The following is an 18033-nucleotide window of genomic DNA, read 5'->3' as shown; positions in this document are numbered from 1 at the left end:
ACGTCTCCTGTGCATGCACGCGACACGACAGATCAGTCGGCGCACCGTTCCATGCCGGCGCCGACCTCGCCCGCATGGCCAAGTGGAACTGCGCCCCCGCGGCACGTGGCCGTAGGACTACGGGATGACCCGACAGCCGGTAAGGATTTTGTGTTCACACGTCTGGACACGGGCAACGTCCATGTCCCTTAATCACATCCCATGTGTCAGCGGAGATCAGCGTTCCATATGTCGAACGACGTTTGAAGAGTCGAACCGCACGAGGAAGGCACACAGGCCCGCGACGCGCCACGCCCGACCGTCGGACGGGTGAGCCGGCACATCAAAAGTCCAAGCAGTCGCCCTGCCCTAGCGAAAGGCTCAAGATGTCTCCCCACGTCAGCAGACGTCGTCTCCTGCAACTGGCCGGGGCCACCGTGGCCGCCTCTGCCACCGGACCCTTCCTCGGCGCGTCTGCTGCCCAAGCGGCCGTCGCCCCCGCGAGGACCGACATCGGGGTCCTGGCGCACCCCTTCGAACTCGGCCAGGTCCGGCTCACCGCGAGCCGGTGGCTGGACAACCAGAACCGCACCCAGAACTACCTGCGGTTCATCGATGTCGACCGGCTGCTGTACAACTTCCGCGCCACCCACAAGCTGTCCACCAACGGTGCGACCGCGGGCGGCGGCTGGGACGCGCCGAACTTCGGCTTCCGCACCCACATCCAGGGACACTTCCTCACGGCATGGGCACAGTCGTACGCGGTGACCGGGGACACCACCTGCCGGGACAAGGCCACCTACATGGTCGCGGAACTGGCCAAGTGCCAGGCCAACAACAGCGCTGCCGGCTTCAACCCCGGGTACCTCTCCGGCTACCCCGAGTCCAACTTCACTGCTCTCGAGCAGGGAACCAGTGGCGAGGTGCTGTACTACACCATCCACAAGACCCTCACCGGCCTGCTGGACGTATGGCGCCACATCGGCAGCACACAAGCCCGGGACGTGCTCCTCGCCCTGGCCGGATGGGTCGACTGGCGCACCGGCCGGCTGACCACCCAGCAGATGCAGACCATGCTGCGCATCGAGTTCGGCGGCATGAACGCCGTGCTGACCGATCTCTACCAGCAGACAGGCGACGCGCGGTGGCTCACCGTCGCCCAGCGCTTCGACCACGCCGCGGTGTTCGACCCGCTGGCGGCCAACCAGGACCAGTTCAACGGACTGCACGCCAACACCCAGGTGCCCAAGTGGATCGGGGCCGCCCGGGAGTACAAGGCCACCGGCACCACCCGCTACCGCGACATCGCCACCAACGCCTGGAACATCACCGTCGACGCGCACACCTACGCCATCGGCGGCAACAGCCAGGCGGAGCACTTCCGCGCCCCGAACGCCATCGCCGGCTACCTGAACAACGACACGTGCGAAAGCTGCAACACCATCAACATGCTCACCCTCACCCGGGAGCTGTTCACGCTGGACCCGAACCGTGTCGCTCTGTTCGACTACTACGAGCGGGCGTGGCTCAACCAGATCATCGGCCAGCAGAACCCGGCCGACGACCACGGCCACGTCACCTACTTCACCCCCCTCAAGCCGGGAGGCCGACGCGGTGTGGGCCCGGCGCTGGGCGGCGGCACCTGGAGCACCGACTACGGCACCTTCTGGTGCTGCCAGGGCACGGGCCTGGAGATGCACACCAGACTGATGGACTCCGTCTACTTCCACAACGACACCACGCTGACCGTGAACATGTTCGTGCCGTCGGTGCTCACCTGGACGGAGCGCGGTATCACCGTCACCCAGACGACGACCTACCCTGTCAGCGACACGACGACCCTCCAGGTCACCGGCAGTGTCAGCGGAACGTGGGCGATGCGCATCCGCATACCGAGCTGGACCACCGGGGCCACCATCGGCGTCAACGGCGTCGCGCAGAACATCACCACCACGCCCGGCAGTTACGCCACCCTGAACCGCTCGTGGACCTCCGGCGACACGGTCACCGTCCGCCTGCCCATGCGGATCGGCATCCGGCCGGCCAACGACAACGCGAACGTCGCCGCGATCACCTACGGCCCGGTGGTCCTGGCCGGCAACTACGGCGACACCGCTCTCAGCTCGCTCCCCACGCTGGACACGTCCTCGGTCAAGCGGACGAGCAGCAGTTCGCTCGCCTTCACCGCCACCGCGGGCGGCTCCACCGTCAACCTGGGCCCGTTCCACGACGCGCACGGCTTCAACTACACCGTCTACTGGAACACCACCGGCAATACCGTCCGTCTCGTCAACGCGAGCAGCGGGCTCCTGCTGGGCATTCAGAACATGTCCACGGCCAACGGCGGCCGCGCTCTGCAATGGACGGACAACGGCACCGCCGACCACAACTGGGAAATGATCACTGATGGAAGCGCGGTCCGCTTCCGCAACGCCAACAGCGGCAAGGTGCTCGGCGTCCTGAACATGGACACGGCAGACGGCGCGACCGTTCTGCAGTGGTCGGACAACGGCACCGCCGACCACAAGTGGACCCTGCTCGACCAGGGCGACGGGACCTACAAGATCCGCAACGTGAACAGCGGCAAACTGCTCGCCATCGCGGGCAACTCCACCGCCGTCGGCGCGTTCGCGGTCCAGGACCTGGACGACGGCACCGCCGACAACCGCTGGCGCATCGTGCTGAACTAGCGTCCGGGAATGGCTTCGTCGTCGGCAATCACCCTCGGTTACTATGCTCACCCCAGATTCTCCCCAGGGCTACTGACGGGCAATTCCCGCTGACAGGCACCTACGAGGTCCAGCATGGATGGCAAGGTCAATGAAGGTGGTGACCTGAGAAAATGCTGAGAGAGGTGACCGCGACCCGCTACGTCGCCCCTCTGCGGTCCGGCGGCTCCGTCCCCGGCGTCGTCGAGGCCGACGACCTGGGGACGTACGTGGTGAAGTTCACCGGCTCCGCGCAGGGACACAAGGCGCTGGTCGCCGAAGTGATCGTCGGTGAGCTGGCCCGGGCGCTCGGACTGCGCTTCCCCGAGCTGGTGCTGGTGCACTTCGACCCGGCGATCGCCGACGGCGAGCCCCACCAGGAGGTGCGGGAACTCCACAGCGCCAGCGCGGGGATCAACCTCGGCATGGACTACCTGTCGGGGGCGCGGGACTTCACCCCGGAGGTCGCGAAGTCCTTCCGGGTCGACGCGCTGGAGGCGGGCCGGATCGTCTGGCTCGACGCGCTGACCGTGAACGTGGACCGCACGGTCCACAGCTCGAACCTGATGGTCTGGCCGACGCTCGGGATCGTGCCCCCGCGCCTGTGGCTGATCGACCACGGGGCGGCCCTCGTCTTCCACCACCGCTGGGACAGCTCGGACCCCACCAAGGCGTACGACTTCCGGCATCACGCCCTCGGCCACTACGCGCCCGACGTACGGGCGGCCGACGCGGAGCTGGCGCCGAAGGTCACGCGGGAGCTGCTGCGGGACATCGCCGCGGAGGTCCCCGACGCCTGGCTGGCCGGAGAGGAGGGCTTCGCGACCCCGGACGACATCCGGGCCGCCTACGTGGACTACCTCCACGCGCGCGTGCAGGCCTCCGCGGACTGGCTCCCCACCGACTTCCCCACCCGGGAGGAACTCGCCGCCGAGGAGGCCCTCCGGACGGCGCGTACCCAGCAAGGCCGCCCGAACTGGCTGAAGCGGGTCCCCGACCTGCACGGCAAACCGGCGGCGGAACAGGATTGGTCGGTGCACCTCGGATGAGTCCCGTCGTACAGATCGAGTACTGCACCCAGTGCCGCTGGCTGCCCCGCGCGGCCTGGCTGGCACAGGAGCTGCTGACCACCTTCGAGGCGGAGCTGACCGAACTGTCGCTCAAGCCCGGAACCGGCGGTGTCTTCGTCGTCCGGGTCGACGACGAGGTGGTCTGGGACCGCCGCGAACAGGGCTTCCCGGAGCCGACAGCCGTGAAGCAGGCCGTACGCGACCGAGTGGCCCCGGGAAGGTCCCTGGGCCACTCGGACAAGGCGTCGCAGGACTAGCAGGAGGTCAGCCCTTGAGCTGCTCGTACGCCGGCAGCGTGAGGAAGTCCGCGTAGTCCTCGTCGAGGGAGACCTGGAGCAGCAGGTCGTGGGCCTGCTGCCAGTGACCGGCCGCGAAGGCCTCCTCGCCGATCTCCTGACGGATGGTGGACAGCTCCTCGGCGGCGACCTTGCGGGCCAGCTCCGGGGTGGCCTTCTCGCCGTTCTCGAACTCGACGCCCGCGTTGATCCACTGCCAGATCTGCGAGCGGGAGATCTCCGCGGTCGCCGCGTCCTCCATCAGGTTGAAGATGGCGACCGCGCCGAGCCCGCGCAGCCAGGCCTCGATGTAACGGATGCCCACCTGGACGGCGTTGACCAGGCCGTTGTACGTCGGCTTGGCGTCCAGGGAGTCGACGGCGATCAGGTCGGCGGCCTCGACGTGGACGTCCTCGCGCAGCCGGTCCTTCTGGTTGGGCTTGTCGCCGAGGACCTTGTCGAAGGACTCCATGGCGATCGGGACCAGGTCGGGGTGGGCGACCCAGGAGCCGTCGAAGCCGTCGTTCGCCTCACGGTCCTTGTCGGCGCGGACCTTCTCGAAGGCCACCTTGTTGACCTCGGCGTCCCGCCGGGAGGGGATGAACGCCGCCATGCCGCCGATCGCGTGCGCGCCGCGCTTGTGGCAGGTGCGGACGAGGAGCTCGGTGTACGCCCGCATGAACGGGGCCGTCATCGTGACCGCGTTGCGGTCCGGCAGGACGAACTTGGCTCCGCCGTCACGGAAGTTCTTGACGATCGAGAACAGATAGTCCCAGCGGCCCGCGTTCAACCCGGAGGCGTGGTCCCGGAGTTCGTAGAGGATCTCCTCCATCTCGTACGCGGCCGTGATCGTCTCGATCAGGACGGTGGCGCGGATGGTGCCCTGCGGGATGCCGACGTAGTCCTGCGCGAAGACGAACACGTCGTTCCACAGGCGCGCTTCGAGGTGCGACTCGGTCTTCGGGAGGTAGAAGTACGGGCCCTTGCCGAGGTCGAGCAGGCGCTGGGCGTTGTGGAAGAAGTACAGGCCGAAGTCGACGAAGGCGCCCGGGACGGGGGTGCCGTCGGCGTCGACGAGGTGGCGCTCGTTCAGATGCCAGCCGCGCGGGCGCATGACGACCGTCGCCAGCTCCTCGTCCGGGCGCAGGGCGTAGGACTTGCCGCTCGCCGGGTCGGTGAAGTCGATGGTGCGGGTGTACGCGTCAGCCAGGTTGACCTGACCGAGGACCACGTTCTCCCAGGTCGGCGCGGAGGCGTCCTCGAAGTCCGCGAGCCAGACCCTGGCGCCCGAGTTGAGGGCGTTGATGGTCATTTTGCGGTCGGTGGGGCCGGTGATCTCCACCCGGCGGTCGTTCAGGGCGGCGGGGGAGGGGGCCACCTTCCAGGAGTCGTCCGCGCGGATCGCGGCCGTCTCCGGCAGGAAGTCGAGCGTGGAGGTGCGGGCGATCTCGGCGCGGCGCTCCGCGCGGCGGGCGAGGAGTTCGTCACGCCGGGGCGTGAACCGCCGGTGCAGCTCGGCCACGAAGGCCAGGGCCGCCTCCGTGAGGACCTCCTCCTGCCGCGGCAGCGGCTCGGCGTCGACGATGGCCAGCGGGGACGGCGCTGGTGCGGACATGAGCTGTCACTTCCTTCAGCGGTGGCACCGGGTGCCAGTCGAACCGGGTACGGCGAGCGGCGCCCCTGGAGCGGGAGGGCGCTTCTGAACAGTGGATACTAGTTTCCTCATCGTGGAACTTCAATGGTTTGTTGATGTCGAGATTCTCCGGGTCGAGGGAAGGTGGCGCTCGGTGCCACCCCGGTCACTCAAGGTTCAAGCTTCACTCAAGGTGGACCAGATCGGCTTCCGTGTCGATGTCGTACGGCTGTGCCACGTCCCCGCACTCGACGAGCGTGACCGCCGGCTCGTGCGCCTTGAGGTAGGCGCGGGCCCCGCGGTCCCCGGTCGCCGTCTCGGCGATGCCCGCCCAGTGCGCGCTGCCGAACAGAACGGGATGACCGCGTACGCCCTCGTAGGCGGCCGAGACGAGAGACGCCTCGTCCCGGTAGGCGGCCAGCACCCGTTCTGCCGCCTCCGGGCCGATCCCCGGCTGGTCGACGAGTGAGACGAGCGCGGCCCGCGCACCCGTACCGGCCAGTGAGTCCAGCCCGGCCCGCAGTGAGGTGCCCATGCCCTGCTCCCACTCCGGGTTCTCCACGAGCACGCACCCCTCCAGTTCGGCCCGCTCCCGTACGGCGTCGGCCCGCGCCCCCAGGACCACGTGGACGCGGGTGCAGCCGGCCGCGCGCAGTACACGGACCGCGTGCTCGACCAGCGGCCGTCCACGGTGCTGAAGCAGTGCCTTGGGGCGCCCGCCGAGCCGCCGCCCGCCGCCGGCGGCGAGGACCAGCCCGGCCACCTCCTGCCGTTCGTTCTCCGTCATGGGTCCTGCATACCTGACGCCAGGGCGAGCGCCCGGTTTCCTGGGGCTGAATTTCGGTCCGCACGGTGGCGCGCCGGGCATCGAGTGGCGTTTACTGACCCGCGTCCCCCGGCGCCCGACCACCGCCACGGGGCTGCACTGCGGGAACGCGAAGAGACTGCGCACGAGGGCGTGCGAGGGGGAGAGCTGTGTTGCGGAGCTTGGGGCAGAGGCCAGTGACCGGCAGCGACGAGGACCCGAGAGTGGCGGAACTGCGGACCGCGGTGTCCCGGCTGCGCCGCGAACTCGCCGCGCACCCCGCCGAGTTCCCCGACCGCGGCATAGCCGAGGACGAACTCGCCGCCCTGGCCGCGATGACGATCGACGGCGCCCCCGAAATCCCCCGCCTGCGCCGCTCGCTGCTGCTGATCGCCGGAGCGATCGGGTCCGTGAGCGCGCTGGCCAGGGGCTTGTCGGAGGTACGCAACGCGGTGGACCTGTTCGGGGAACCACCGCGCCGCTGAGCCGCCTTTCGGGGTCCGCTCAGATCTCGACGACCAGTTCGTAGCCGCTGCTCTGCATGTCCTCGCACAGGACGTAGGCGGCGTCGAAGCGCTCCTTGAACTCGGGGGAGCCCTGCCAGGCCCGCATCGCGTCGAGGTCCTGCCAGCTGGCGAAGGACACGAAGGAGTTCGGGTTGCGGACGTCGCGGACCAGGCGAGCCCCGAGGAACCCCTCGTTCGCCTCCTTGGTCCAAGTCAGGAACTCCCGCCAGCGTTCGATGAACTCGTCGGCGTTACCCTCCTTGACCTGCCACTTCCCCGAGGACCAGTGCGTGTTCTCCTGCAGCATGGTGGACACCTCGCTCCGCTGCCGGACTGCCGGTCCCCCCGGTTTCCAGGCTAGGCCGCCGGCCCCGAGCTTGCGAGCGCCTCCGACAGCTCCACCGCCACCTGCTGCAGCACCGGCACGATCTTGTCCGTCGCCGCCTCCGTGACCCGGCCGGCCGGGCCCGAGATCGAAATGGCGGCGGCGGTGGGGGAGTTGGGCACGGAGACGGCGAGGCAGCGCACGCCCATCTCCTGCTCGTTGTCGTCGACCGCGTAGCCGTCCCGGCGCACCTCCTCAAGGGCGGCCAGGAAGCCCTCCGGCGTGGTGATCGTCCTGTCCGTCGCGGCGGGCATGCCGGTGCGGGAGAGCAGGGCGCGCACCTCGTCGTCCGGGGTGTTCGCGAGCAGCGCCTTGCCGACGCCCGTGGAGTGCGGCAGCACCCGGCGGCCCACCTCGGTGAACATCCGCATCGAGTGCTTGGACGGCACCTGGGCCACGTAGACGATCTCGTCGCCGTCGAGCAGCGCCATGTTCGCCGTCTCGCCGGTCTCCTCCACCAGACGGGCCAGATAGGGGCGCGCCCAGGTGCCGAGCAGCCGGGCGGCGGACTCGCCGAGACGGATCAGGCGCGGACCGAGCGCATACCGGCGGTTGGCCTGCTGGCGGACGTATCCGCAGGCCACGAGCGTGCGCATCAGTCGGTGGATGGTGGGCAGCGGCAGCCCGCTGCTCGCGGAGAGCTCGCTCAGCCCGACCTCGCCGCCCGCGTCCGCCATCCGTTCCAGCAGATCGAAGGCGCGCTCGAGGGACTGGACGCCACCGCCGTTGGACTTGGCGGCGGCGTCTACTGCGGGGGCGTCGCTGGCGCTGGACGTCGGCACGGCGCGTTCCTTTCGGGGCTGGCGGGAAGGGCAGAAGCCTACCCGCCGGTCGGTTGACTCCCTGCTTGTACCTCACTACGTTCTGCTTGCTGGAAGTTTAATTCCGCTTTGTGGAAACGTCCAGAGTGGGCGCAGGGGGTGCACTGTGGAGAAGTGTGCCCTTGACGGCGCGGATTCGGGAGTGAAGACTCCTTCAACAGAAAGTTGAATTCCGTTACGCGGAAGTAAATCGCGTGGTAGTACATCGCGGCGGCTGAGAGGGGTCCGGGTGTCCGACACAGAGCTGGTGCTGCGCTCGACGCGCGTCATCACACCCGAGGGAACGCGTCCCGCCACGGTCACGGTCGCGGGCGGCCGGATCACCGGCGTGCTCCCGTACGACGCCGCCGTACCCGCGGACGCCCGCCTGGAGGACTTCGGTGACGACGTCCTGCTGCCGGGCCTGGTCGACACGCACGTGCACGTCAACGATCCCGGACGCACCGAGTGGGAGGGCTTCTGGACCGCCACCCGGGCGGCGGCGGCCGGCGGCATCACCACCCTCGTCGACATGCCGCTCAACTCCCTCCCGCCGACCACGACGGTCGACAACCTCCGGACGAAGCAGGCGGTCGCCGCCGACAAGGCGCACATCGACGTCGGCTTCTGGGGCGGCGCCCTGCCCGGCAACGTCAAGGACCTGCGCCCGCTGCACGAGTCCGGCGTCTTCGGCTTCAAGGCGTTCCTGTCGCCGTCCGGGGTGGACGAGTTCCCGCACCTCGACCACGATCAACTCGCCCAGTCCCTGGCCGAGATCGCCTCCTTCGGCGGCCTGCTGATCGTGCACGCCGAGGACCCGCACCACCTGGACGCGGCCCCGCAGCACGGCGGCCCCAAGTACGCCGACTTCCTCGCCTCCCGCCCGCGCGACGCCGAGGACACGGCGATCGCCCAGCTCATCGGCCAGGCGAAACGACTGGGCGCGCGCGTGCACGTCCTGCACCTGTCGTCGAGCGACGCACTCCCGCTGATCGCCGAGGCGAAGGCGGAAGGCGTGCGGGTCACGGTCGAGACCTGCCCCCACTATCTGACCTTGACGGCCGAGGAAGTCCCGGACGGCGCAAGCGAGTTCAAGTGCTGCCCGCCCATCCGCGAGGCCGCCAACCAGGACCTGCTCTGGCAGGCGCTGGCGGACGGCACCATCGACTGCGTGGTCACCGACCACTCCCCGTCCACGGCCGACCTCAAGACGGACGACTTCGCGACCGCCTGGGGCGGCATCTCCGGTCTCCAGCTGAGCCTGGCCGCGGTGTGGACCGAGGCGCGCAGGCGCGGGCACGGCCTGGAGGACGTGGTCCGCTGGATGTCCTCGCGCACGGCCGAACTGGTGGGCCTGGACACCCGCAAGGGCGCCATCGAGGCCGGCCGCGACGCCGACTTCGCGGTCCTCGCACCCGACGAGACGTTCACCGTGGACCCGGCGGCCCTCCAGCACCGCAACCGCGTGACGGCGTACGCGGGCAGGACCCTGTACGGCGTCGTGAAGTCGACCTGGCTGCGCGGTGAACGGATCGTCGCGGACGGCGAGTTCACCGAGCCGAAGGGGCAGCTGCTCACCCGCGACCACTGACCGACCCTCCCGCCCCCGCAGCGGCCGACCCCCGAAGGAAGATCTGATCATCGTGACGGCGATACCCAGTTTCACCGGCGACGCGAACCCGTACGGAGGCGGTGACCCGTACGCCGACTACCGCACCGCCGACTTCCCCTTCACCCAGTACGCCAACCTCGCCGACCGGCGCCTCGGGGCCGGCGTGATCGCCGCCAACGACGAGTTCTTCGCCCAGCGCGAGAACCTGCTGGTGCCCGAGCGGGCCGAGTTCGACCCCGAGCACTTCGGGCACAAGGGCAAGATCATGGACGGCTGGGAGACGCGCCGCCGCCGTGGCGCCTCCGCCGACCACCCCTGGCCCACGGCCGAGGACCACGACTGGGCGCTGGTCCGGCTGGGAGCGCCGGGTGTCGTACGGGGGATCGTGATCGACACGGCCCACTTCCGCGGCAACTACCCGCAGGCGGTGTCGGTCGAGGCTGCCTCGGTCCCCGGCTCCCCCTCCCCGGAGGAGCTGCTGGGCGACGACGTGAAGTGGACGACCCTCGTCCCGCGCACCCCGGTGGGCGGCCACGCGGCGAACGGTTTCTCCGTCTCGGTCGAGCAGCGCTTCACCCACCTGCGGGTCAACCAGCACCCCGACGGCGGCATCGCGCGCCTGCGCGTGTACGGCGAGGTCGTCCCGGACCCCGAGTGGCTGGCGACCCTGGGCACCTTCGACGTCGTCGCCCTGGAGAACGGCGGGCAGGCCGAGGACGCCTCCAACCTCTTCTACTCCCCGGCCACGAACACCATCCAGCCGGGCCGCTCCCGCAAGATGGACGACGGCTGGGAGACGCGCCGCCGCCGCGACCAGGGCAACGACTGGATCCGCTACCGCCTGGCGGCCCAGTCCCAGATCCGCGCGATCGAGATCGACACGGCGTATCTGAAGGGCAACAGCGCGGGCTGGGCCTCGGTGTCGGTGAAGGACGGTGAGGACGGCGACTGGCGCGAGATCCTGCCGCGCACCCGCCTGCAGCCCGACACCAACCACCGCTTCGTCCTGCCGGCCCCGGCGGTCGGCACCCACGCGCGCGTGGACATCTTCCCGGACGGGGGGATCTCGCGGCTGCGGCTGTACGGCTCCCTGACGGAGGCCGGCGCAACGGGCCTGACGGCCCGGCACCAGGAACTGGGCGGCTGACACAGCCCCTTCCTGGCCCCCTGGGGGCTGCCGCCCCCAGACCCCCGCTTTCGGCCTGAACGGCCTCGTCCTCAAACGCCGGACGGGCTGGCAGGTCGTGGCAGATCTTGCTTGAGAGTGAACGTAATTCCAGGTCAGCGGCCTACCTGATGCCTCGGCAAGTGGCGCAACACCGCTGCAATACTCCATTCCCCACGAGCTCGCTATGGTTCGAAGCATGCCTCCCGTCGACCGCATCCGAGACCACGCCGGACAGGGCGCGACCACCGTCGCCGCCCACCGGGCGCGGCGTCGGCTGCGTGCCGACCAGGCCAGGCAGCTTGCCGACCTGCTCCGCCACCAGCTCCTGGCCGGCGGTTTCCCGGACGGCACACTCCCGCACGAGACGACCCTCGCCACGGAGTACCGCGCCACCCGCAACACCGTCCGCCAGGCCCTGGACCTGCTCAGGGCCGAAGGCCTCGTGGAACGGCTCCCCGGAGTGGGCACCGTGGTCGTCGCCGAGAAGTACCCGCACGGCCTCGACCATCTGATGGGCCTCGCGGAGACCCTCCACGAACACGGCCGCGTCACCAACGAGGTCCGCACCATGGGTCCCGCCCCCGCACCCGCCCCGGTCGCCGAACGCCTCCGCGTCCCCGCCGGCGACGACGTCCTCTACATCGAACGCCTGCGCCGGCTCAACGGCCTCCCCCTCTCCCTCGACCTCACCTACATCCCGCTCGACATCGGCAGCGCCCTGCTCGGCGCCGACCTGGAGAACACCGACGTCTTCCGCCTCCTGGAGACGATCACCGGCCGGCGTCTCGGGCACGCCGAGATCACTTTGGAAGCGGTCAACGCGGACACCCACTCCGCCGCCGTACTCGAAGCCCCGCGCGGTGCGGCCGTCCTCATGCTGGAACGGCTCACGCACCTCGCCGACGGCCGCCCGGTCGACCTGGAGTTCATCCGCTTCCGCGGCGACCGCATCACCATGAGCGGTCTGCTGCACCGCTCCCTCTGACCTCTCCCCGACCTCTTTCAGACCCGTTTCCTGGAGACAGCCATGCCTTTGGCGCCCCAGCGGGCCGACGTGCCCGTGACCATCGACGAGTCGAAGTGCATCGACGGCTGCACCCTCTGCGTCGACATGTGCCCGCTGGACTCCCTCGCCATCGACGAGAGCAGCGGCAAGGCCTATATGCACGTCGACGAGTGCTGGTACTGCGGCCCGTGCGCGGCCCGCTGTCCCACCGGAGCCGTGACGGTCAACATGCCCTATCTGCTTCGGTGAAAGGCCCCGAACCCCCATGAAACACAAAGCAGTTGCCGCAGCCGCCGCCCTCCTTCTCCTCCCGCTGACGGCCTGCGGCGGCAACGCGGAGGCCGGCAGCGACGGTTCCACGGTCACCGTCACCGTCGGCTACCAGTCCAAGACCATCAACACGGTCACCGCGGGCACCCTCCTGCGCTCCCTCGGCTACTTCGAGAAGGAGCTGAACTCGCTGGGTGACGGCAAGCACTACAAGGTCGACTGGCAGGACTACGCCACAGGCGCCCCCATCACCGCGCAGATGACCGCGGGGAAGATCGACATCGGCTCGATGGGCGACTTCCCGCTCCTCATCAACGCGGCCCGCGGCAAACAGCTCGGCAAGCCGACCCACCTGGTCTCCATCACCGGCTACAACCTGCGCGGCGGCCTCAACACGATCGTCACCTCCCCGGACTCGAAGCTGGCCACTCTCACCGACCTGAAGGGCAAGAAGGTCTCCACGAGCGTCGGCTCCGCCGCCGACGGCACGCTCGTACGGGCCCTGCAGCGCGCCGGCATCGACCCCGACAAGGGCATCCAGAAGCTCAACCAGCAGCCCACGGTCGGCGCCTCGGCCCTGACCGCGGGCAGCGCGGACGCCCTGTCGCAGTTCGTCGCCTGGCCGGGCCTGCTCACCTTCCAGGGCAAGGCGAAGGCCCTGTACGACGGCGCCCAGCTGAGCCTCCCCACCTTCCACGGCGTCACCGCCCGCGAGGACTTCGCGGGGCAGCGGCCCGCCGTGCTGGAAGCCTTCCTCAAGGCCCAGTCGGAGGCCACCGACTACCTCAACGCCCACCCGGTCGCCGCCGCCGAGTCGGTCGCCAAGGCCACCGGACTGCCCGCCGAGGTCGTCTACCTCTACAACGGCGCCCACGGCATCTCCACCTTCGACCCGGTGGTCAAGCCGCAGCTGCTCTCCGCACTGAAGAAGGACGTCGCGGTCCTGAAGTCGGCCAAGCTGACCGGCGACATCGACGTGGACTCCTTCGTCGACGACCAGTACGTGAGGAAGGCCCTCGGCGCGGACTACGCCCAGCGGCTCGCCGCGACGCCGCCGGCCTCCGCGAGCGAGGTGTGGCCCAAGGGCGCCGAGAAGACCGTCTCCTTCAAGTCGCCCGCCGAGCTGCTCGGTTACGTGAAGAAGCACAAGGACGGCATCCGAGCGGCCTACGTCCCCGACGCCACCACCGGCACCCTCTGGTTCGCCGACAAGGCGGTCTGGGTGGCCGACGGCAGCCGGCTCCTGCCCTTCGTCGCACCCGCCACCGCCAAGGCCTACGTCGCCGCACACGGGGGTGCCCGCGTCATCACGTATGCCGACGCGCTGGGGCAGGCGTCGTGACCCGGCGCACGCCGCAACGGGAGAACCGGTTCGCGCCCCGCCGTCCGCGGCGCGCGGGCCGGTACGCCCTGCGGCTCGTCTCGCTCGCGGCCGCCCTCGGCGCCTGGCAACTGCTGGCCGGACTCAAGGTCGACCTGTGGCTGCGCTTCTCGCAGTTCCCGACCGTCACCGATGTGGCCGGCACCTTCGCCGACCGGTTGTCCGGCCCGGACTACTGGACGGATCTCACCGACAGCCTCACCCGCATCCTCACCGGCTTCCTCCTCGCCGCCGTGCTCGGGGTGGCGACGGGCGTGCTCGTGGCGCGCTCCCGCCTCGCCGAGGACCTGCTCGGGCCGGTGCTGGAGGTCGTCCGCCCGATCCCGGCGATCGCCCTGGTCCCCGTCGCGATCCTGCTCTTCCCCTCCAACGAACAGGGCATCGTCTTCATCACCTGCACCGCCGCCTTCTTCCCCGTCCTGGTCTCCACCCGGCATGCGGTCCGCGCGCTGACCCCCGTGTGGGAGGAGGCGGTCCTCACCATGGGCGGCGGCCGATGGCGGATCCTCGGCTCCGTCGTCCTGCCGGGTGCGCTGCCCGGCATCTTCGGCGGGCTGTCGGTCGGCATCGGCGTCTCGTGGATCTGCGTCATCTCCGCCGAGATGATCTCCGGCCAGTACGGCGTCGGCTACCGCACCTGGCAGGACTACACCGTCGTCAACTACGCGGGCGTCTTCGTCGGCATGATCACGATCGGCGTGCTCGGCTGGGTCACGTCCACGGCCGTGGAGTTCATCGGCCGCCGCCTGACCCGCTGGCTGCCGCGCACGTGGTACCTCCCCGGCGCACGGACTCCACGCCCGGCGCGCGGTGCCGCCGCCCCCGCGCCGGTGAGCCCCACCACCAAGGAGGAGGCGCCCCATGACCAGCTCGTCTGACCTCCGCTCGCCCGCCCGCCCGGGCGCGGGGCTGACCCTGCGGGACGCCACGCTCGGACGGCCCGGCGCACCCGTCCTGGAGGGAGTCGACCTCGACGTGGGCCCCGGCGAGATCCTCACCCTCGTCGGACCCTCCGGCTGCGGCAAGTCGACCCTGCTGCGCACCCTGGCCGGACTGCTCGCCCCCCTCGCCGGAGACGTCGGCCAGGACGGGCACCCGCTGACCGGCCCCGCCGCCGACCGCGCCCTGATCTTCCAGGAGGACGCCCTCCTGCCCTGGCGCACCCTGCGCGCGAACGTCGAACTTCCCCTCGCCATCAAGGGACTGCCCCGTGCGGAGCGCCGGCGCCAGGCGGAGGACTGGCTGGAGCGCGTCGGCCTCGCCGAACAGTCCCGGCAGCTGCCGCACCGCGTCTCCGGCGGCCAGCGCGGGCGGGCCCAGCTGGCCCGCGCGCTGGCCGGCGCACCCCGCGCCGTCCTCATGGACGAACCCTTCGGCGCCCTCGACGCCCAGACCCGCGCCGGCATGCAGGACCTGCTGGTGGAGGTACTGCGCGGCACGGGCGCGACGGTCGTCTTCGTCACCCACGACGTGGACGAAGCCCTCTTCCTCGGCGACCGCGTGGCCCTCCTTGGCAACGGCCGGCTGACCGCCGTACGCGAAGTGCCGCGCCCGCGCGACCGTACGGCGCACGACGATCCCGCGCGCGTGGCGCTACGGCGCGACGTCCTCACCTCGCTCGGTACCTGAAAGGCCCTCCGGTGACCACCCCCTCCTTGAACACGCCCCTGGAGATCCCCGCCCTCACCGACGCCGAGGAGATCCACTGCGACGTCCTCGTCGTCGGCGGCGGCACGGCCGGCACCATGGCCGCGCTGACCGCCGCCGAGCACGGCGCGAACGTCCTCCTGATGGAGAAGGCCCACGTCCGCCACTCCGGAGCGCTCGCCATGGGCATGGACGGAGTCAACAACGCGGTCATCCCCGGCCGCGCCGAGCCCGACGACTACGTCGCCGAGATCACCCGCGCCAACGACGGCATCGTCGACCAGTCCACCGTCCGCCAGACCGCCACCCGCGGCTTCGGCATGGTGCAGCGCCTGGAGTCGTACGGCGTGAAGTTCGAGAAGGACGAGCACGGCGACTACGCGGTCCGCCAGGTCCACCGCTCCGGCTCCTACGTCCTGCCGATGCCGGAGGGCAAGGACGTCAAGAAGGTCCTCTACCGGCAGCTGCGGCGACGCGAGATGCGGGAGCGGATCCGCATCGAGAACCGGGTGATGCCGGTACGCGTGCTCACCGCCGAGGGGCGCGCCGTGGGCGCGGTCGGCTTCAACACGCGCACCGGCGCGTTCGTGGTGGTGCGCGCGGGCGCGGTGATCCTCGCGACTGGTGCCTGCGGCCGACTCGGCCTCCCGGCCTCCGGCTATCTCTACGGCACGTACGAGAACCCGACCAACGCCGGTGACGGTTACGCCATGGCCTACCACGCGGGCGCCGAGCTCACCGGTATCGAGTGCTTCCAGATCAACCCGCTGATCAAGGACTACAACGGCCCGGCCTGCGCCTACGTCGCCAACCCCTTCGGCGGCTACCAGGTCAACCGGCACGGCGAACGCTTCGTCGACTCCGACTACTGGTCGGGCCAGATGATGGCCGAGTTCGCGGCGGAGGTCGCAAGCGACCGGGGTCCCGTGTACCTGAAGCTGAGCCACCTCCCCGAGGAGTCGATCTCCGCCCTGGAGTCGATCCTGCACTCGACGGAGCGGCCCACGCGGGGGACCTTCCATGCCGGCCGAGGGCACGACTACCGCACCCACGACGTCGAGATGCACATCTCCGAGATCGGCCTGTGCGGCGGCCATTCCGCTTCGGGCGTACGGGTCGACGACCACGCCCGCACGACCGTCCCCCGTCTGTACGCCGCCGGCGACCTGGCCTGCGTGCCGCACAACTACATGATCGGCGCGTTCGTCTTCGGCGACCTGGCGGGCGCGGACGCGTCCCAGTACCAGGCCTACGAGGGCGAGTTGCCCGAGGAGCAGCTGCGCGAGGCGCACGAACTGATCTACCGTCCGCTGCGCAACCCGGACGGCCCCCCGCAGACCCAGGTCGAGTACAAACTGCGCCGCTTCGTGAACGACTACGTCGCGCCGCCGAAGTCCGGCGCCCGCCTGTCCCTGGCCCTGGAGGCCTTCGAGCGGATGCACGGCGACATCGCGGCGATGGGTGCGCGCACCCCGCACGAGCTGATGCGCTGCGCCGAGGTCTCCTTCATCCGCGACTGCGCGGAAATGGCCGCCCGGGCCTCCCTGGCCCGCACGGAGTCGCGCTGGGGGCTGTACCACGACCGCATCGACCACCCCCGGCGCGACGACGCCTCCTGGTTCCACCACCTCGACCTGCACAAGTCCCCCTCCGGTTCGATGGAGTTCACGGCCCGTCCCGTGGCTCCGTATCTGGTCCCTGTCGACGAGTTCACGCCGGTGGGCGGCCCGTCCCGGCACATCGGCGAGGTCCACGCCGACGACGTGGCGACGGCCGGGTCGCGGAATGCGGCGCCGGTCGCCACGGGGCCGACCTCCGCACGTGCCGCCACGCCCATGGGCCACGGCTCGGGCGAGACCGCCTCCCCCCGGCTCCTGGAGTTGCTGGAGCTGGCCGAGGAGCAGCCGGAACTCGCCGCGATCGAGCCCTACTTGACCGACCTCGACGCCGCCGTGCGGCGCACTGCGGTCTCGGTTCTCACCGAGACGGTGCCGCCCGGCACCGGGCAGGCCCTGGCCGGCGCCCTCGGCGACCCCGACGGTGACGTACGTGCGGCCGCCGCTGCCTCGCTGCGCGAGCTGGTCGAGACCCTCCCGCCCGAGCCCGACCTGGGTGCCGCCCTCGTCACTGCGGTCACCGAGGCCGACCCGGTGGTGCGCGCCGCCGCCCTCGACGTACTGCGCGCCCTGCGCCTGGGGAACGTCGGCGTGTTCGCCGGGGCGCTTAACGACCCCGACATCGCCGTCCGTATCGAAGCCGTGCGCGCGCTCGTCTCGGTCGATGCGGTCGAACCGCTGTCCGGTGCGGCGGCCGACGCCTCGCGCGAGGTCCGCGTCGCCGTGGCCAAGGCGCTCGCCGCCGTCAGCCCGGGGGCCCTTGCCGCGAGCGGCCGGGAGCTGCTCACCGGCACCCTGGACCGGCTCTCCGAGGACAGCGACCCCCTGGTCCGCGGTGCCGCGCTCGGCGCCCTGTCCACCGTCGGCTGCCCGGCCCCGCTCGCCGCGCGTGCCGTGGCCGCGCTGGCCGACCCGGCGTGGCAGGTCCGCGCCGGTGCCGCCGCCGCCCTGTCCACCGCGCCCGCCGACACGGCCGTGCCCGCCCTCGCCAAGACGCTCGCCGACGCCAACGCCGACGTGCGCAAGGCAGCGGTGCTCTCCCTGACCCGGCACAACGGCACAGCGGAGGCCCGGGCGGCCCTCGCCACCGTCACATCGGACCCGGACGCGGACGTCAGGGCGTACGCGGCGCGGGGGCTGTGACGGCGCCCCGAGCCCTGTGGCCGTGCCTT

16 protein-coding genes are annotated in these 18033 nt (G+C 70.6%); 12 read left to right on the top strand and 4 right to left on the bottom strand.

Annotation, left to right across the window (positions count from 1 at the left end):
• Window positions 1-365: 365 nt before the first annotated feature.
• The 3 genes from ACWC1K_RS18920 to ACWC1K_RS18910 all read left to right on the top strand — a co-directional run bounded on the left by ACWC1K_RS18920 (window position 366) and on the right by ACWC1K_RS18910 (window position 4014).
• On the top strand, window positions 366-2669 hold the full coding sequence (locus tag ACWC1K_RS18920; protein ID WP_450832670.1) for a beta-L-arabinofuranosidase domain-containing protein: 2304 nt from the start codon (window positions 366-368) through the stop codon (window positions 2667-2669).
• Window positions 2670-2821: 152 nt separating this feature from the next.
• The gene (locus ACWC1K_RS18915) at window positions 2822-3736 is read left to right on the top strand and encodes a HipA family kinase (protein WP_450832669.1); all 915 of its coding nucleotides are present in this window, start codon (window positions 2822-2824) and stop codon (window positions 3734-3736) included.
• On the top strand, window positions 3733-4014 hold the full coding sequence (locus ACWC1K_RS18910; RefSeq protein ID WP_115910050.1) for a SelT/SelW/SelH family protein: 282 nt from the start codon (window positions 3733-3735) through the stop codon (window positions 4012-4014). Before ACWC1K_RS18915 ends, ACWC1K_RS18910 begins: the two co-directional genes overlap by 4 nt.
• Before the next feature lie 7 nt (window positions 4015-4021).
• Here ACWC1K_RS18910 and aceB read toward each other — a convergent pair whose 3' ends face one another.
• Both aceB and ACWC1K_RS18900 read right to left on the bottom strand, forming a co-directional pair.
• On the bottom strand, window positions 4022-5647 hold the full coding sequence (gene aceB, locus ACWC1K_RS18905; RefSeq protein ID WP_450832668.1) for a malate synthase A: 1626 nt from the start codon (window positions 5645-5647) through the stop codon (window positions 4022-4024).
• Between the two features lie 202 nt (window positions 5648-5849).
• Window positions 5850-6452 carry a nucleotidyltransferase family protein gene (locus tag ACWC1K_RS18900; protein ID WP_450832666.1) on the bottom strand — a complete coding sequence of 201 codons (603 nt, stop codon included), beginning with the start codon at window positions 6450-6452 and terminating at the stop codon, window positions 5850-5852.
• Window positions 6453-6667: 215 nt separating this feature from the next.
• On the opposite strand from ACWC1K_RS18900, the gene ACWC1K_RS18895 reads away from it, so the two are divergent.
• On the top strand, window positions 6668-6955 hold the full coding sequence (locus ACWC1K_RS18895; RefSeq protein WP_344397933.1) for a DUF5955 family protein: 288 nt from the start codon (window positions 6668-6670) through the stop codon (window positions 6953-6955).
• A gap of 19 nt (window positions 6956-6974) precedes the next feature.
• Here the strand turns inward: ACWC1K_RS18895 and ACWC1K_RS18890 are convergent, their stop codons facing one another.
• Entirely contained in the window at window positions 6975-7283 is a 309-nt protein-coding gene (locus ACWC1K_RS18890; RefSeq protein WP_450832664.1) for an antibiotic biosynthesis monooxygenase family protein, read from the bottom strand.
• A gap of 50 nt (window positions 7284-7333) precedes the next feature.
• The gene (locus tag ACWC1K_RS18885; RefSeq protein WP_351466972.1) at window positions 7334-8143 is read right to left on the bottom strand and encodes an IclR family transcriptional regulator; all 810 of its coding nucleotides are present in this window, start codon (window positions 8141-8143) and stop codon (window positions 7334-7336) included.
• Window positions 8144-8411: 268 nt separating this feature from the next.
• Here ACWC1K_RS18885 and allB point away from each other — a divergent pair, with 268 nt between their 5' ends.
• The 8 genes from allB (at window position 8412) to ACWC1K_RS18845 (ending at window position 18004) form a co-directional block, all read left to right on the top strand.
• A complete protein-coding gene (gene allB / locus ACWC1K_RS18880) occupies window positions 8412-9752 on the top strand; it encodes an allantoinase AllB (protein ID WP_450832663.1) in 1341 nt (446 codons plus the stop codon).
• A gap of 52 nt (window positions 9753-9804) precedes the next feature.
• The gene (gene alc, locus ACWC1K_RS18875) at window positions 9805-10920 is read left to right on the top strand and encodes an allantoicase (RefSeq protein ID WP_450832662.1); all 1116 of its coding nucleotides are present in this window, start codon (window positions 9805-9807) and stop codon (window positions 10918-10920) included.
• Window positions 10921-11137: 217 nt separating this feature from the next.
• Window positions 11138-11926: a GntR family transcriptional regulator gene (locus ACWC1K_RS18870; protein WP_450832660.1), complete on the top strand. Its 789-nt coding sequence runs from the start codon at window positions 11138-11140 to the stop codon at window positions 11924-11926.
• Window positions 11927-11968: 42 nt separating this feature from the next.
• On the top strand, window positions 11969-12196 hold the full coding sequence (locus tag ACWC1K_RS18865; RefSeq protein WP_030347217.1) for a 4Fe-4S dicluster domain-containing protein: 228 nt from the start codon (window positions 11969-11971) through the stop codon (window positions 12194-12196).
• Window positions 12197-12212: 16 nt separating this feature from the next.
• Complete coding sequence (locus ACWC1K_RS18860; protein ID WP_450832658.1) at window positions 12213-13559, top strand: ABC transporter substrate-binding protein; 1347 nt, start codon at window positions 12213-12215, stop codon at window positions 13557-13559.
• Window positions 13556-14476: an ABC transporter permease gene (locus ACWC1K_RS18855; RefSeq protein ID WP_450832656.1), complete on the top strand. Its 921-nt coding sequence runs from the start codon at window positions 13556-13558 to the stop codon at window positions 14474-14476. Before ACWC1K_RS18860 ends, ACWC1K_RS18855 begins: the two co-directional genes overlap by 4 nt.
• Window positions 14460-15227, top strand: coding sequence for an ABC transporter ATP-binding protein (locus tag ACWC1K_RS18850; RefSeq protein WP_450832655.1), 768 nt, complete (start codon window positions 14460-14462; stop codon window positions 15225-15227). The genes ACWC1K_RS18855 and ACWC1K_RS18850 overlap by 17 nt, the downstream gene beginning before the upstream one ends.
• 11 nt (window positions 15228-15238) lie before the next feature.
• Window positions 15239-18004: a fumarate reductase/succinate dehydrogenase flavoprotein subunit gene (locus tag ACWC1K_RS18845; RefSeq protein ID WP_450832653.1), complete on the top strand. Its 2766-nt coding sequence runs from the start codon at window positions 15239-15241 to the stop codon at window positions 18002-18004.
• Window positions 18005-18033 lie beyond the last annotated feature (29 nt).

The organism is Streptomyces sp. NPDC001492 (assembly GCF_053597275.1).
This window is presented reverse-complemented; position numbering and strand designations above follow the sequence as displayed.